The following is a 15,717-nucleotide window of genomic DNA, read 5'->3' as shown; positions in this document are numbered from 1 at the left end:
AAAAACATCCCGCGTCACGTAATCAAGACTATATCAAACCGGCTGGTCGTGACATCATGAAACAGGTCGACGAAATCCTTGATTACGCCAATGACGTCTCACAACCTGACACATATTTCCATCGACCGAAAATTCCGGCTGATCCGTAAATGGAAGGCGACCGATGCCGCGGCCAGCGATGGCGCCAGACTACGCGAGGGCCTGCTGGATAAAACCAATATGGCATCAACAGTCTGGGCTGATACAGCCTACCGCTCAAAAGCCAATGAGGACTTCATGGAAAAGCAGGGCTTTGTTTCGAAGGCTCACAGGAAGAAGCCTCATCTCAAACCCATGCCCCGCCATATCCAGCGGTCCAACGCCGGGAAGTCGGTGATCCGATCCCGTGTCGGGCATGTCTTTGCTGATCAGAAATCCCAGACAGGACTGTTCGTCCGAACCGTAGGCATAACGCGAGCTGCCATGAGGATCGGGCTGGCCAATATCGTCTATAATATGCGTCGCTTTCTCCTCCTGGAGCGGATTAACGCCGCCGCGTAGCAACCCAGAGCATGAAACCCTCGCTCTGCTCAAATCGCAGAGCGAAAATCAGGCTAAGGAATCAGAAATCAACACGTCAAAAACCTGAAATCAGGCGCAAGAGCAGTCAGTCAAAGGTTTTTCGAACCCTCCAGGTGGGTGTCATTGAAAGGCTGTTTGAGCGCTTTGACGCGACCCTGCGCAACGCTGGGTATCTGCCGATGTCGGGCCAGATCCTGGATGCAACACTGGTGGCAGCCCCAAAGCAGCGCAATACCAATGCCGAGAAGGCGGATCTTCGGGAGGGACGGATCCCACAGGACTGGCAGGACCAGCCATCCAAACTGTCCCACAAGGATCGCCATGCGCGCTGGACACTGAAGTTCACGAAAGCAAAGCGTCAGGAAGACGGGAGTATGCCCGCAACGGATCTCGCTATCCCGTTCTTTGGCTACAAATCCCACGTCTCCATTGACCGGAAGTACCGGTTCATCCGGAAATGGAAAACGACGGATGCCGCCGCCAGTGATGGCGCGCGATTGAGAGAGGGGCTTCTGGATAAAACCAATACGGCCTCAACGGTGTGGGCTGACACGGCCTATCGCTCAAAAGCCAATGAGGACTTCATGGAAAAGCAGGGCTTTGTCTCAAAGGTTCACAGAAAAAAGCCGCATCTCAAGCCTATGCCTCGACATATCCAGAGATCAAACGCCGGAAAGTCCGTTATCCGGTCGCGTGTCGAGCATGTCTTTGCTGATCAGAAGTCACAGACGGGGCTGTTCGTCCGAACCGTGGGTATCACCCGGGCCACCATGCGGATCGGCCTGGCCAATATTGTCTATAATATGCGCCGCTTCCTCTTCTTGGAACGGATCAACGTGAGCGCGTAGCAATCCAGCGGGTGACAACCCCCGATCTGCTCAAAACGCAGATCGAATGCTACCCCAGGAACCGTCAATCAGCACGCCAAAAGCCCAAAATCAGAACCAAGGTACATCAACCAACAGTTCTTCGATCCCTCCATGTGGGGACGCAACCAAAAGGAAACGCTTGCCCGGCTGAAGGCATGGAACGACGCCGTTCATCAGACCCGGGGCAGAATCGATAAGATCTTCGGCACCCGCAAGCGCGGCTACGGACTACGTCGGATGCGGTGGCACGGCCTCGCCAAAGCCGTCATGCAGATCCACGTCACAGCCATTGCCTGCAATCTCAGACGGACCCTTAATATCCTCGCTGTAGCTGCATGACGGGTTGACGACCACATCCGTCACGCAACGCGCTATACGGAGTTCCAGACATGGAGACAACGAGAATCAATGCCGCGTTTTCCTCATCATATGCAGATGAGCCCGACAATATCCACCACCCGCGCACAGGTTTCATTATGTCCTGATTTTGGGCTCAACGAGCACGTATCGATGGTTCTGTGTAATGACTTTCGCTCTGCGTCTCGGACAGAGCGGGGAGCATTATAGACTGGCCGCCTCTGCTTCCGTTCACATAGGCCAGAACCTTGTCCAGACCAGGTCGAAGCGCCTCAAAATCCACGGTCCGGGAAACGGCTTCAAGCTGATCGCCAAGACCACTCAGGCCCGGCGAAGCGCCTGGAACACTACATTTCTGAAACGTGCCGGGTTCCCCTGTGAAGCAATTGCTACATTCGGAAGTACTGAGTCACCTGTGAAGATATGTGTCGCGCCGAACACGTAGGCGCCGCGCGTTTCCGATCCGTTGAGTTCCACAGAAACATGGACCTGTTCGAATTGCTCAATAATTGACGGATCAATTACCATTGCTGCGGCAAGGGGGTCATTATACGTAGCACCCGGTTTATGTCGCTGCTCCATCTCGAAGTGAAGTCTTCCGACATTCGACTTGATGAAGATATCACTCCTCTTCGTATGAAAACTTCGGATCCTGTCGAAATCAGCAGGGCCGAGCATCGCGTCCTGCCCGAGGTCTCCTGTCATCACGATCGGAGCGCCCGATTTTAGCACGAGGTCAGCGGCTTCCGGATCTACCATCGAATTAAAACTGACATTTGTTCCTATGCCCTGATAGCGACCGCCGACAACAACGATTCCCCGTATCTTTGTGGCGATGGACTGATCGAGAAGAAGGGCAAGAGCAATGTTTGTCAGTCCTCCCAAAGCGAGCAGGGTCACTTCTCCAGGATGTTCGGAGACGATATTGACAATAGCGGTCGCAGCGCTGCCCTTGCTCAATGGTAATCCTTCATCTGGTATGTTGAGTTCCCCGAGGCCGGAGCGGCCGTGGATGAACCCGGCCCGAGGGTATGGATGCCCCATCAGAGGATGGTCGAGCCCTCTGTAAACAGGTACCTTCCCGTTGCCGAAACGCTCTGCAAGATAGAGCGCGTTACGAATTTCCTGCGCGTATTCCACGTTGCCAGGTGCGACGGTGATCGCATCGGTAGTGATCGTCGGCGATCCCAGCAGCATCAGAAGAGCCAGTAAATCGTCTGTCCCGGGATCAGTATCTATAATGACGCGGCGAACATCCTGAAGCCACGGTATCCGGGACACAGGTTGCCCCAACGCAGTCCAGGCGGTCTGTGCAAAAGCGCCGCCTGTAGCGGACCCGGTGAGAAAAGTCGCGAGACTCAGTTTTATGAACGTACGTCTTTCTGGCCGCGAAGCAGAAGCTGTCGTCTTTGCGCGTTCAGTCATAGTTGGTCATTTCTCCATTGAGCTTCTGGTCTACATCGCAGTCTTGAATCGTTTCTGAAGGATACCGAGCAAAACATCTCCAACAGGCGGCAGCGTCCGATGAGTGGAAACGATGGCTACAACATGCAGCTGTGTCAGGCTGGGTGAACTCACGGGAACCCAGACGACGCTGCCAGCCTCCAGTTCACGCTGGAACGCGATCTTCGTAAAAAAGCCAATCGCCAGACCCGCAAGGATCATGCGCTTGCTGAACTCAATACTGCTGGAATTGAACCTTGTTGGCGCCATCTCACGAAATACAGCATAGCTGTTTTTGGAAATGGCATCTGGCGTATAGCTGTCACCAACGGCCGCAGTGTGGGAAAGCGCGTCTCGCGGAAACAAGAGCGAAGGACAATGCTTCAAGTCGTCGAAAGAGAGGAGCGTGCGCCGTGCAAAAGGGTGCTCCGGCGTCATGAGGGCCCCTATGGGTGCCGGTGCCGTAACGATCTTGCGCAGAGAGTCGTTCAGGGGGCCATCAAACGTCAGACCTACGTCGATCTCACCGTCCTGGACAAGCTGGACAATCCGTCTCGGTGATTCTGTCAAAATAGAGAACGTGGCAGCGGAATACTGCGACGCCAGTGTTTCGATACAGGAAGGAAGAAAGTCGATTGCGAAGCTGTCGAGTGCTGCGATCCTGATATGGCCGCTGAGCATGCCGCTCAGTGCGTCAATCTCTGAAACAGAGCGCTCAAAATCCAGGACTGTGTGTCGCACATGCCGAAGAAGAATTTCTCCAGCCTGAGTCGGGCGCATTCCCGACGGAAGGCGGTCGAACAGCCTGACGCCAAGTTCGGCTTCCAGTTTAATGATCTGGCGATTTACGGCGGAAGCCGCGACATTGAGAATCTGTGCCGCGCTTCGGACAGAGCCTCTCCGTGCGACCTCCAGCAGGTAGCGAAGCGTAACGGCGTGCAACTAACGCCCCGTCCAGCGCGGTGAGCGCTTTTCGAGAAAGGCCCGTACGCCCTCGTGCCCGTCCTCTGACGTCATGCAGGCGATTACAGAGGAGCCCGCCATCTCGTTCGCCTGTGAGGGCGTCATTTGAGCCGTCTCACGCACTGATCGTTTAATCGCTCGCAGCGACAGGGGCGCGCAGGCCTGAATTGCATCGAGCCAGCGACTGACTGCGTCATCCAGTTCGGAAGCCGGAACTGTCTCGTTGATGAGTCCTGACGAAAGCGCCTCGTCGGCACCAATACGGCGACCGGTCATCAGCATGCCGAGAGCCGCGCGATAACCGATCTGCCGCTGTAACAGGACCATCCCACCGTCAATCGGAAGCCGGCCGACTCTTGGCTCCGGAAAACCGAACGTCGCGTGGGAGGACGCAACGACGATATCGCAACCGAGCATCATCTCAAGACCACCACCCAGGGCGTGGCCGTTCACCCGTCCTATGACCGGGACATCAAGCGTCGTTCGCAATGCAAGATTGCCGAAACCCTGTGGCCTGCGGTGAAGCCAGTAATCCAGCCCTGTCGTTCCTGCTGCTTTCATATCAGCGCCGACGCAGAAAGCGCGATCTCCGCTACCGGTCAGAACGATTGCGCGTAACGATCGAAGCTCCTCCAACCCGCGCCAGATCACCTCAAGCTGCGCGTGCGCTTCATGGTCAAGCGCGTTCAGCACGTCTGGCCGGTCGATAGTGACCCGGGCGATATCGTTCTCCACAGAACAATTGATCATGTCAGATGACTTTCGCTTTTTCCAAGGAGTCGATGTGCGATTCATCATAGCCCAGTTCGGCCAGGATTTCCCTTCCATGCTCACCGAGTTTGGGCGGTGGACGGTCAATCTTCACAGGTGCCGCCGACATATGAACGGGCGAACTCACCAGCCTGAGCTCCTCGCTCTGGTCAGACGTTGACGACCGCTCCAGAAGCATTCCGTTCATCCGCGTCTGCGGATCGCGCAACGCTTCAGGCAGGGAACGGACCGGCGCGCACAACAGGTCACGAACTTCCAGAGCCGCGATCCAGTCCGCGGTTGTGCCTGCTGAGAAGCGTTCGCGCAGAATACGATGCAGGTCGCTTCTGTGCTTTAATGCCTCGGTGAACGTCGAAAAGCGAGGATCGACCGAAAGATCATCCAGACCGATAGCAAGGCAGATTTCACGCAAGGGATTTTTCTTGAAAGCCCCGACGACGACGACTGCGCCGTCCGTTGTCGCAAACGCTCCGTTGAAAGGCATGGCTCCCCAGGAAAAATCCACATCGCGCATCAGCGCCATTGCGGCTTCCTGCATCTGCATCGCCAGCATGGAGTCATACAACGAGACTTCCACCATCTGGCCGGATCCGGTTCGCTCGCGTTGGAGCAGAGCGAGCAGGATTCCCTGGATCATATGCATACCTGCGGAGTAATCGGCAAGAGAAGTCGGGTAAATGGTCAGTGGATCTGTAGTGTCGCATTTTCGCGCCATGACGCCACTGAGCGCCTGGGCAAGAATGTCCTGACCGCCCTTGTGCGCGTAAGGACCAGTCAGACCAAATCCGGAACCGATCGTGTAAATCAGTTTCGGATACCGTGATTTCAGGGTGTCGTATCCCAACCCCATCCGCTCCATGACACCGGCTCGGAAATTACTGGCCACGATGTCCGCTCGTTCAAGAAGCGCGTGGGCGACTGCCATACCCTCAGGCGACTTCAGGTTGAGTGTAATGCTGCGTTTATTGCGATTGAGGCTGCTGAAGATAGGATTTTGTGGTCCAGCCGGATCATCGCCGACCGACCACCGGGACAGATCTCCGCCCTCCGCGCGCTCGATCTTGATGACATCGGCGCCATAATCGGCGAGAGTCTGGGTCGCACAAGGCCCCATCATAACCTGTGTAAAATCGACAACCCGGATTCCGGCCAGCGGAAGAGGTAAAGGCGTACTCATGTTATGCGTCTCCCCGATGAGCACAGGCCGCTCCAGGATCGGCGCCGTGCGCCCGGAGACGGGCCTGCAGGGAAGAGACATCCACATGTGCCGGAGCAGTATTGGTGAAGATCGCCATCGCGGCAGCCGTTCCCGCCGCCTCGCCCATTGCCATACATGGAGGGATTTCACGCGAGATTTTCTGCGCCGCAGGTGTGGCGGAATAATGTCTTCCCGCAACAAGAAGGTTTCCGACTTCCCGTGAAAGCAATGCACGATAGGGCGTGTAATAATCCCGCCCCCGGGCGACGCTGTCAGAAAACTGAACCCGATCAACAATGTCCTCTTTCGTCACTACATAGGCTCCCTTCAACATTCTCGTCTGGCGCACACCGGTCTGCGGCGCCACGTCGATCAGATAACAATTCTGAAAACCTGGTATTTTTTCGCGAACATGCGCGACCATGGCGCGGATTCGAAGGCGGCCTTCGATTTCAGCACGCGTGAGATCGGCAACGGAGGTGCCATCGAGTCCAGTCATGTGAGGACAATTGCACCAGACGACCCCGGGTAGCGGCGTTTTTAGCCACCAGTAGTCCCATGACCCACCAATCACCCGCCGGGCTTCCAAATCGAGCTTCGCGTACAAATCGGGCTCTTCGAACTGAAAGTGTTCAGCCTCATCCGTATCGACGCCGCCCAGTCTGAAGACGGTAGTGACCATATAGTTACTTTTGTCGTAAGCGGCGCCGGCTTCGACACCCACGTCGAGATCTCCGGTGGTGTCGATGACGATCTCACCCAGAATAGATCCGCGGCCTTCCTTGCTTTGCACAACGACGCCTTCGATCCGGCCATCCCTCATGATTGTTCCTGCGAACTGGCTATGCAGGCGTAAATCGATGCCCGCTTCCGTGATCATGTCGAAGCTGGTCTGTTTCCACCCTTCAGGATCAAACGCTACGGCGTAGCAAATGGGATGCGGTCGGGTTCGGACGTTGAAATCGAATAAACCCCACCTTGACCACTTTCGATACATGGCCGGATCATGCCCGCGCTCCCTTTCCGGCGGATAGATGGCAAGACCACGCGAGCGCATGCGCTCGACCAGCTCGCTGCAGATACCACGCACTGTAATTTCCTCGCCGGCACACATATCGTCGAGCACCAGCACCATGCCTCCTGAGGCGAGACCACCGAGAAAACTGTAGCGCTCAATAAGCGTGACACTTGCTCCTTCACGTGCAGCAGCTAAGGCGGCAGAGATACCCGCCGGGCCGCCCCCGACCACGATGATATCTGAGCGGCCAAGCACCGGCAGCCGTCGCGGCGGTTCGACAATATATGATGAAGACAAGATTTTCTCCGTTTCGATAGATCCCGGACAGGACTGAAACCGTCAGCGTTCGCGCGTTTCGTACCTGCGTGCGCACACTCGCTCGGCGGTGCGGATAATGGAAAAGAACAGGACAGACAGAACTGACCCACAGATAACCGTTGCGTAAAGGAGTCTGCTGTCAAAATTGTAGGTTGCCTGAATGATCAGGGCGCCAATTCCGTATTGAGATCCGATCCACTCCCCAACGATCGCTCCTACCACCGATGTGCTGGCGGCCACCTTCAGGGCGGAGAACAGGTATGGCACGGCGGTTGGCAGCCTGAGACGTGTGAACACCTCGCCGCGGGTAGCTGAAAGCACGTGCATCAATTCCAGAGCCTGAGGATTCACCGATTCCAACCCGCGGGCCATGTTCACGAGGGTTGGGAAGAAGCAGACGATCGCAGCGATTCCGATTTTGGGTGCGAGGCCATTGCCAAGGAGAAGAACAAGGATTGGCGCCTTGGCAACCACAGGAACCGAATTCAGCAAAACCATAATCGGAAAAAAGGCACGCTCAAGCGTGCGGCTATGGACAAAGACAGTCGCCACGACAATGGCCATGCCATTGCCCAGCAGAAAACCGCATATTGCCTCAACCGCAGTCGGCCACAGATTTTGCAGAAGTATCCAGCGCTTATTGAAAAGAGTTGCGGCGACAGCATCCGGTGAGGGTGCGATATAAGGCTTGATATGAAAGAACCTGATGGCGAACCACCAGAGAACAATGAAAACAATTACTCCTGTGACCGGCAACATGACTCCGGGGAGCCGTTCCCGGACGAAGACAGTTGGCCTTATGGCCTGTGGCGCGTCGGGCAGCGATACCCCATCTCCGGAAGATGCGTGTTCCAGCGGCATGGCAGTCTGATCTTTGTTCATCAGCATGTTTCCAGGATACGCCGCAGTTGTCCGCACAGCTTTATGAAAGCCGGCAGTTCGCGCGTCGAGCTTGAGCGTGGCCCCTGCAGCTCCACCGGCACGATCTCACGCACTCTGCCAGGCCGCGCAGCAAGGACCATGACGCTCTGGCCAAGATAAGCCGCCTCCTGGATACTGTGCGTCACAAACAGAACGGTCGTTTCTGTTTCACGCCAGATATGCAGGAGAACGTCGTTCAGTCGGTCGCGTGTGATCTCATCGAGAGCGCCAAACGGTTCGTCCATGAGTAGTATTCGTGGCTCCTGCAAAAGAGCTCTGGCAATTGAAACGCGTTGCCGCATTCCTCCTGAAAGCTCGTGAGGAAAATCCTGCTCCCGACCGGCGAGGCCAACCAGAGCGAGCAGCTCCTCGGCGGTATGTCGTCCTTCTCTGCGATCACTGCGTCCGATCTGAAGCGGCAGGCGAACATTGTCGATCACAGTCAGCCATGGCAGCAACGCTGCATCCTGAAACACAAAACCGATATTTCGCGCCCGTCTGGCTTCAGCCGACGTCTCGCCAAGGATCGAGACCTTCCCTGAACTGGGCCGGATTATATCAGCAACGATCCTCAGAAGCGTGGATTTTCCACAGCCAGATGGCCCGAGAAGGGTCATGAAACCGCTCTCCGGGACTTCAAAAGACGCATTCTCAAGTGCTACGACATCGCGCCCACCGCGCGAGAAGCGGACTCCCACCTGCTCGAAAGCAATCGCTGGCTTCAACCCAGACATGGCCTGCTCCCGGCTGTCGCGTCAAGAATTCGGAGCGTCATGATATCTTCCGTCCCTGGAACCCGATTTGTGAACTGACCGAGCGTGTCATAGAGATCGAGCTGCTCCTGCCAGCGGGCGCGTGACATCGTACCGAACCCTCCACGCAGGGTCTGATCGTCAAAAACATATCGCAGAAGAGTTCCTGTAGCGGCACGTTCGTCAGTCGCTGAGAGACTGGGGAAGCGGGAAACCAGAATCTCGACAGCCTCGTCGGGCCGATGGAATACGCGCTCCCATCCTTTGGCCGCTGCACGCAGGAACGCCTCCAGCAAATGAGGATGCGTATCGATAGTCGTTGTCGCCGCGTAATAAGGCATCCCATAGAGATGCACACCGCAATTCCAGAGTTCGAGGGTGACAACGTCGGATCCCAGAACATTGATCGCCGCCCGATCCGTCACCCAGCCGGATACGGCGTCAACCTGCCCATTCAGGAGCGGGGTCATATCCGAGCCGATTGTTATGACCTCCACCCTGTCACGAGAGATCCCATTCTTGAGCAGCATCGCCTCGACGAGAACACGACCGGTGGCCGGGACACCGACACGCTTGCCCATAAATTCCACTGGCCGGCGAATGGGCCGCTCCGGCAGCGAAAAGAAGGCGTACGGATGGCGTCTCGTTAAGACGGCGAATGACCGAACCGGCAGATCTTCAGAAATGGCAAGCATGAGAGAGGGGCTCGACGTTACCTGACCAATGTCGGCGCTGCCCGAGGCAACACTGGAGACCCCGTCGTTGTTGGGGCCACCGGGAGCAATTTCCAGAGCGAGTCCTTCGTTTGCAAAATACCCGTGATGCTGAGCAACGATCTCTCCGATCTGGTTTGCGCCTAAAACCCAGCCGAGTTGCATGACCGCCACGGGAAGTTCACTGGCTGCCGTCGCCGCCCTGACGGACAGGAACGCGCCTGCCCCGGCAATGAAGGCCCGTCTCGTTATACCACAATCGGGGAGCAAATGATTCGACATAGCAATGATAATCGCATACTCGAATGCTTCAGGATACCATAACTATTCGCTATACCCGTTGCTATTTTGGCTACACATGAATGACAAGCGGTCCGAAATCGCTTGCATCATAATGTTATTTATTATCAGTGCATTAGACGCATCTAGGTGTTTAGATACTGCTCCGTGGTGTAGCTCTCCCGGCAGATAGGCGCACTAAATTCGGTTGTATTCAAATTCTTCCGATATCGTCATGGTTATTTTGCCCCGAGAAATAGTTCTTGAGAGACGATGCATGTGTCACCGGATGATCTGGAACCAGGCAACTTTGCGCAGTGCATTACGACTCAGGAGGGAAGTGTGGAAAGTCTCCAGGAAGAGTCCAAATCCTGTACGTCAGGTTGGAGCCGGACTGCTAACGTGTAGCGGAAACTCCTTGTACGCATGCAATGATTTCCCTCCCGGCGTCGAACGTCTTGATGCGCGCACCGTCGCTGAGGGCAGACTTATCTGGCTCGAACATGCGGAACGAAACGTAATTTTCGATGCAGCGCGAAGGGGAGTGATTACCGATGGAGCGCATCTCGTAACAACTTATTTTCCATGCGTGGAATGCGCTCGTGCGATTGTTACAGCCGGCATAAAAACGCTGGATGCACCCAGCCCCGTTTATTCTGACCCCGTCTGGGGAGCGGGATTTTACATTTCGGAAGTCATCCTGCGCGAAGGCGGTGTAGTCCGCTACAGACCTGATGATCCGATGTCGATGGAAATATAAATATAAATATAAATATAAATATGTATCTGTGAAATTGAAAAATAACACAATATCCGACGTGGAGAAAGAAAATGACGAAAACAGTGAATCTATCAATATTTCAGAGAACCGCCTCTCTGCCTGCTGCTTTTATTGTCTTTACTGTGTCCGCTTACGGGGCGGATCCCGCGAAGGGAAGAGTTGTGGGCAGTGCTTCACATAAATCCGTTCGTCCGCAACAGGCTGAAAACATCACGGTGTCTGCCTCGAATGCTCATCACGGGGCAACGGGAAAGGCGCCCGGCGGCGGTCTGATGGCTCCGGAGCAGAGCATGAAGACAACTCAGACTATATCGAGAGATTTCATCGTCAAGCAGGCGCCGACCTCGAATCCCCTGCAGTTGCTATCGGCTCTGCCTGGCGCGAATGTGGCTTTGACAGACCCGTATGGGCTCGTCGGCGGAACGATGACTCTCCGTGGCCTCTCAAGCGCTCAGATCGGCTGGATTTATGAAGGAGCACCGTTGAATGACATTGGTGGCGGCTCCTTCTACGCTAACGAAGTAATCGACGCGGAAAACCTCAATCAGGTTGCTGTCCAACCCGGAACGGCGAATATCGACACGCCCACGATTTCTGCTTCGGGCGGTGTCGTCAATATAGGGATGATCGCACCTTCGACGAAACCTGGTGGGTATGGAAGCATTTCCTATGGCGCTTTCAAGCTCAATCGTGAGTTCGTACGCCTCGAAAGCGGAATGATAGGAAATACGGGCATCAGGGGATTCGTTTCCTATTCACACGCTCATGCCAATGATTGGCGTGGTTCGGGTGGCAACGAGAAGCAGCATGTCGATATGAAACTTCTCCGGGAATTCGGTGAGGACTCAAGCGTAGCGCTTGTTGTTTCCTATAACCGCCAGATCAACCAGCAGGATCTCTATCCAACGCTGGCGCAATTTAGGGCCACAGGAAATACAAATTATAACGGCACGTATTCCGGCATCGCCGACACGGCGTTTTATAAACTTCATGTTAATCCATATGAAAACCTTGTTGCCAGTCTTCCCACATCTTTCCATATTACACGTGATTTTATGCTCTCTGACACACCTTATCTTTGGTGGGGGCATGGCAACGGCGGCGGAGCAAGCGCGTTGACTGAGGGAGTCACTTACGCTGGCCCTTCGAAGGTCGGGGCCGATCTTAACGCGGACGGGCTTATTTCGGGTGGGGAAAAGGTTCTTGCCTACACTCCGACGTGGTCTCGTTATTATCGGGTGGGGAACACCCTGAAGGGTGGCCTTCATCTTGGCCCTCATGATATCACCCTTGGCTATTGGTATGAGTGGTCGAATGAGCCGCAGAGAAACCCTGTGGGGCTCGTCAACCAGACTACCGGTGAAGCCGCCGATATCTGGGGTGAGAATTCCCTGGTCAGGCTGTCTGACGGTCAGCCGTATTATACGCGAAACATCAGAACGCAAACCCAGATTAATATGCTCTTCTTTGGAGACACCGTTACCCTAATGGGCGGCCGTCTCCAGCTTCAGGCCGGCTTCAGAGAAGCGATGGTTTCGAGAAAGATCTATAATTATCTGCCAGGAGCGGCCCGCCTGAGTGGCCAGAACATAGCTGAACCCCTGCCGCAGGTTGGTCTGCGTTACAAATTTAACGACCGGCATCAGATATATGTAACCGGATCGACCAACTTCAGAACGACCACCAATACTTCGCTCGTGAATGTTTACAGCAGTTCGACAGGAAATCTGACTACAGCCGCGAATACCACCAATCCGGAATATTCAATTGAGGAAGAAATTGGATACAGGTATCAGGGAGAGCGTATTATAGCTGATGTTGCGTTCTTTAATTATAATTTTACAAACAGGATGCTTTCGCTCAATACCTACCAGAACGGAGCTACAACATCGATTACTGCCAATGCTGGCGGTCAGACTTCACGTGGCGTCGACATTCAGGTGGCGACGAGGCCAGTCTTGCGGCATCTGCGGCCCTATGTGTCTTTTGAATATCTCGATGCGCGGACCGATAATAATATTCGATCCGGGAACGATTATCTTCCCACGAAGGGAAAAGTGGCGGTACAGGCTCCCAGGACCCAGGCCGCCCTGGGATTGGACTGGGATGATGGAAGTTTCTTTGCGAATGTTAACATCAAGTATGTTGGATCACAGTATTCGACATTAATGAATGATCAAAAAGTTCCCTACTATGTCACCGATTCGGTGACGCTTGGATACCGGTTGAAACAGTTGTCTCTTCTCAAGGCTCCGCAATTTCAGCTAAATTTGAGTAACATTACCGGGGCAGTACGGCGTACTGGTGTCTACAGCTTTACCAGTAATGCTCTCGCGACCCGCGGCGTTTATGGAACAACGATAGCGGGGAGTGCCCCGACCTATTACCTTCTTCCCGGATTTACGATGATGGGTACGCTTTCTACGTCCTTCTGATCCATGCAACCACCTTGGCCGTCCGCGTCGTTTGTATTGACAATCGGCTCAGCGACACGTGTGCGAGCAAGGTTACAGCACCGTAACCCCGGTGCTCGTGAGAAGAGCTTTCATCAGGAGGAATTCTATGACACTGACCGGAGAACTTATAATTGGAAATCAGGATGTTTCGCGAGAGACGACATTTCATGCGAGAGCTGCGGCGACAGGGGAGGTATTACCTGTCGCCTTCTCCTGCGCGACCAGCGACGATGTGCGCAAGGCATGCTCCCTGGCGGACACGGCGTTCGATTCCTATCGCGCGACCTCCCTCGGAATGCGCGCAGCCTTTCTGGAAGCTGCCGCGGAAGAATTTGGTGCTGTTGGTGATGTGCTGTGCGAACGCGCGCACCTTGAGAGCGGACTACCCATGGCGAGACTGATTGGAGAGGCCGGGCGGACGGTCGGCCAGCTGAAGATGTTCGCCCGCCTGCTTCGCGATGGACGCTGCGTAGGTTCCCTTGTCGACCCGGCGCTTCCCGATCGCAGCCCGTCACCACGTCCGGATCTGCGCCAGACAGGCATTGGCGTAGGGCCGGTCGCCGTATTTGGTGCGAGCAATTTTCCTCTCGCTTTCTCGATAGCCGGCGGTGATACGGCTTCGGCCCTCGCGGCCGGCTGTCCGGTTGTGGCCCGTGCCCATCCTGCCCACCCAGGGACAGGTGAACTGGCCGGGCGAGCGATTCAGCGCGCTGTCGTGCGATGCGGCCTGCCCGAGGGTGTGTTCTCGCTGTTGGGCGGACCAGATCTCACCGTCGGCAGGGAGCTGGTCAGAAATTCCCTGATCATGGCAGTCGGTTTTACGGGCTCGCGGCAGGGAGGGCTCGCTCTTATGAGGGAAGCGGCATCAAGGCCGGTCCCGATTCCGGTCTACGCAGAGATGAGCAGCATCAATCCGGTCCTTCTCCTGCCTGCTGCTCTGGGCGCGCGGGCTGAAGCGCTGGGCGCAGCATTCGTTATGTCGATGAGCATGGGAGCCGGACAGTTCTGCACGTCGCCAGGTCTGATTCTCGCTATAGAAAGCGAAGGATTTCAGAGATTCCGCTCTGCTGCTGTCGAGGCCCTGGCCGGCGTAGCGCCGCAAACCATGCTTACGGCCGGGATCCACGACGCCTATCTGGCCGGTGTGCGGAGCGTGGCGGGACGACCGGGCGTCACCCTGCTCGGACGCGGTCCGGACGCAGGGCCACATGAATGCCACTCTGCTCTCTTTGCCGCTGACGCACAGATATTTCTCGAAGACCCGACTTTGTCCCACGAGATTTTTGGCTCCTGCTCGCTGATCGTGTCCTGTGCCGACGAGGCGGCTCTCTTTGCTGTTCTTCGTTCACTCGAAGGACAGCTCACGGCGACGCTCCATCTTGATGAACCTGATACCGGGCTGGCTCGCCGGCTGATGCCCGTTCTCGAACGAAAAGCCGGGCGGATCCTTGCCAATGGATGGCCGACAGGCGTGGAAGTCTGCGACGCCATGGTTCATGGCGGTCCCTTTCCCGCGACAAGCGATCCACGAACCACCTCAGTAGGGGCGAAAGCAATCGAGAGGTTTTTGCGCCCTGTCTGCTACCAGGATCTGCCGGCTGCATTGCTGCCGGGTGTCCTGGCGGAGTTTTAAACGGTAGCAATGGCTCGGTGGAAACACCCGTCTGCTCCCTGACGGACCAGTTTTGATATGAAGTAGAATCGATGCAACAAGTGCAAGCGATACTGTATCCGGACGGGGGCGGACGCTTGCTGCTCGCACGCAGGTTTCGTCGGCCAGATGTGGTCGGCTGAACGAAACGGAGAACGTCGACGCTGCTTGGGCGAACTTTGATGGAAGGCACATTGTAAGAACACGAGCAACGTTTGGGCGCGATGAGCGCCCTCTCATGTGTCAGCGTTGGATGCCGATCGGAAAAAGCTGCAGTTGAGTTCGAGTTTTGTCCGGCGGTCGCCTGCTATCGCGGGAGGGAGTGGGCAGCAGTTCCCTGGTAATGGGGGTTCGCAATGAACCGCGGCACACTCGATTTTCTCCTGCGATGTTTGTATGACCATATAGTCGGTTTATAGGGGCAAAAAACCATACGCTCCCCGATTACGAAATCTCGTGTCTTAATAACGTGACGTGAATACTACAAGCCAAGAAGCTCTTGCGTTGCGTGGCCTCACAGACAGCGTGTCCAAATAAGCAACAGGCCTTGCGAAAACTAGGGCCTGTTAGGGCTTGATCCAGTCTGCTGCGGCAGCGATGTGGATGACCGCGAGGAACGACGTTGCTGTTTTTTCGTATCTGGTTGCGACAGCGCGCCACTCCTTG

At 55.6% G+C, this 15,717-nt stretch carries 12 protein-coding genes and 4 pseudogenes; 6 read left to right on the top strand and 10 right to left on the bottom strand.

Translation table 11 applies throughout. From position 1 onward, the window contains the following. Positions 1–111 precede the first annotated feature (111 nt). The 3 genes and pseudogenes from GOB93_RS19595 to GOB93_RS19585 form a co-directional block, all read left to right on the top strand. Positions 112–540: pseudogene (locus GOB93_RS19595) on the top strand (transposase); the annotation flags it as partial. A gap of 152 nt (positions 541–692) precedes the next feature. Next, positions 693–1,409: pseudogene (locus tag GOB93_RS19590) on the top strand (transposase); the annotation flags it as partial. 24 nt (positions 1,410–1,433) lie between these two features. Next, on the top strand, positions 1,434–1,769 hold the full coding sequence (locus GOB93_RS19585; protein WP_408742424.1) for a transposase: 336 nt from the start codon (positions 1,434–1,436) through the stop codon (positions 1,767–1,769). A gap of 208 nt (positions 1,770–1,977) precedes the next feature. Here GOB93_RS19585 and GOB93_RS19580 read toward each other — a convergent pair. From GOB93_RS19580 to GOB93_RS19540, 9 genes and pseudogenes are all read right to left on the bottom strand, one after another. Beyond that, positions 1,978–2,112, bottom strand: a pseudogene (locus tag GOB93_RS19580) (IS5/IS1182 family transposase); the annotation flags it as partial. Beyond that, positions 2,109–3,212 (bottom strand): nucleoside hydrolase, encoded by a 1,104-nt coding sequence (locus tag GOB93_RS19575; protein ID WP_173585099.1) that lies wholly within the window; start codon positions 3,210–3,212, stop codon positions 2,109–2,111. The pseudogene GOB93_RS19580 and the gene GOB93_RS19575, both read right to left, overlap by 4 nt. 30 nt (positions 3,213–3,242) lie before the next feature. After that, complete coding sequence (locus GOB93_RS19570) at positions 3,243–4,172, bottom strand: LysR family transcriptional regulator (RefSeq protein WP_173585098.1); 930 nt, start codon at positions 4,170–4,172, stop codon at positions 3,243–3,245. Continuing rightward, complete coding sequence (locus GOB93_RS19565; RefSeq protein ID WP_173585097.1) at positions 4,173–4,943, bottom strand: enoyl-CoA hydratase-related protein; 771 nt, start codon at positions 4,941–4,943, stop codon at positions 4,173–4,175. A gap of 1 nt (position 4,944) precedes the next feature. Next, on the bottom strand, positions 4,945–6,141 hold the full coding sequence (locus GOB93_RS19560) for a CaiB/BaiF CoA transferase family protein (RefSeq protein WP_173585096.1): 1,197 nt from the start codon (positions 6,139–6,141) through the stop codon (positions 4,945–4,947). Position 6,142: 1 nt separating this feature from the next. Then, on the bottom strand, positions 6,143–7,477 hold the full coding sequence (locus GOB93_RS19555) for an FAD-dependent oxidoreductase (RefSeq protein WP_173585095.1): 1,335 nt from the start codon (positions 7,475–7,477) through the stop codon (positions 6,143–6,145). Positions 7,478–7,519: 42 nt separating this feature from the next. Further along, the gene (locus tag GOB93_RS19550) at positions 7,520–8,257 is read right to left on the bottom strand and encodes an ABC transporter permease (protein ID WP_198912738.1); all 738 of its coding nucleotides are present in this window, start codon (positions 8,255–8,257) and stop codon (positions 7,520–7,522) included. 122 nt (positions 8,258–8,379) lie between these two features. Continuing rightward, positions 8,380–9,153, bottom strand: a complete 774-nt coding sequence (locus GOB93_RS19545) for an ABC transporter ATP-binding protein (protein WP_173585094.1) — start codon at positions 9,151–9,153, stop codon at positions 8,380–8,382. Then, entirely contained in the window at positions 9,141–10,166 is a 1,026-nt protein-coding gene (locus GOB93_RS19540; protein WP_173585093.1) for an ABC transporter substrate-binding protein, read from the bottom strand. Before GOB93_RS19540 ends, GOB93_RS19545 begins: the two co-directional genes overlap by 13 nt. A 232-nt stretch (positions 10,167–10,398) precedes the next feature. Between GOB93_RS19540 and GOB93_RS19535 the strand changes: the two genes are divergently transcribed. The 3 genes from GOB93_RS19535 (at position 10,399) to GOB93_RS19525 (ending at position 15,033) form a co-directional block, all read left to right on the top strand. Beyond that, on the top strand, positions 10,399–10,923 hold the full coding sequence (locus GOB93_RS19535; RefSeq protein WP_338422421.1) for a hypothetical protein: 525 nt from the start codon (positions 10,399–10,401) through the stop codon (positions 10,921–10,923). Between the two features lie 71 nt (positions 10,924–10,994). Further along, on the top strand, positions 10,995–13,379 hold the full coding sequence (locus GOB93_RS19530; protein ID WP_173585091.1) for a TonB-dependent receptor: 2,385 nt from the start codon (positions 10,995–10,997) through the stop codon (positions 13,377–13,379). A 127-nt stretch (positions 13,380–13,506) separates the two neighbouring features. Continuing rightward, positions 13,507–15,033 carry an aldehyde dehydrogenase (NADP(+)) gene (locus tag GOB93_RS19525; RefSeq protein WP_173585090.1) on the top strand — a complete coding sequence of 509 codons (1,527 nt, stop codon included), beginning with the start codon at positions 13,507–13,509 and terminating at the stop codon, positions 15,031–15,033. Between the two features lie 584 nt (positions 15,034–15,617). Here the strand turns inward: GOB93_RS19525 and GOB93_RS19520 are convergent. Then, positions 15,618–15,717, bottom strand: a pseudogene (locus tag GOB93_RS19520) (IS5-like element ISMex42 family transposase); the annotation flags it as partial.

Source organism: Acetobacter musti, assembly GCF_011516835.1.
In the GTDB taxonomy this organism is placed as follows: domain Bacteria; phylum Pseudomonadota; class Alphaproteobacteria; order Acetobacterales; family Acetobacteraceae; genus Acetobacter; species Acetobacter musti.
The sequence above is the reverse complement of the archived record's forward strand: the minus strand, read 5'-3'. Positions and strand labels throughout refer to the sequence as shown.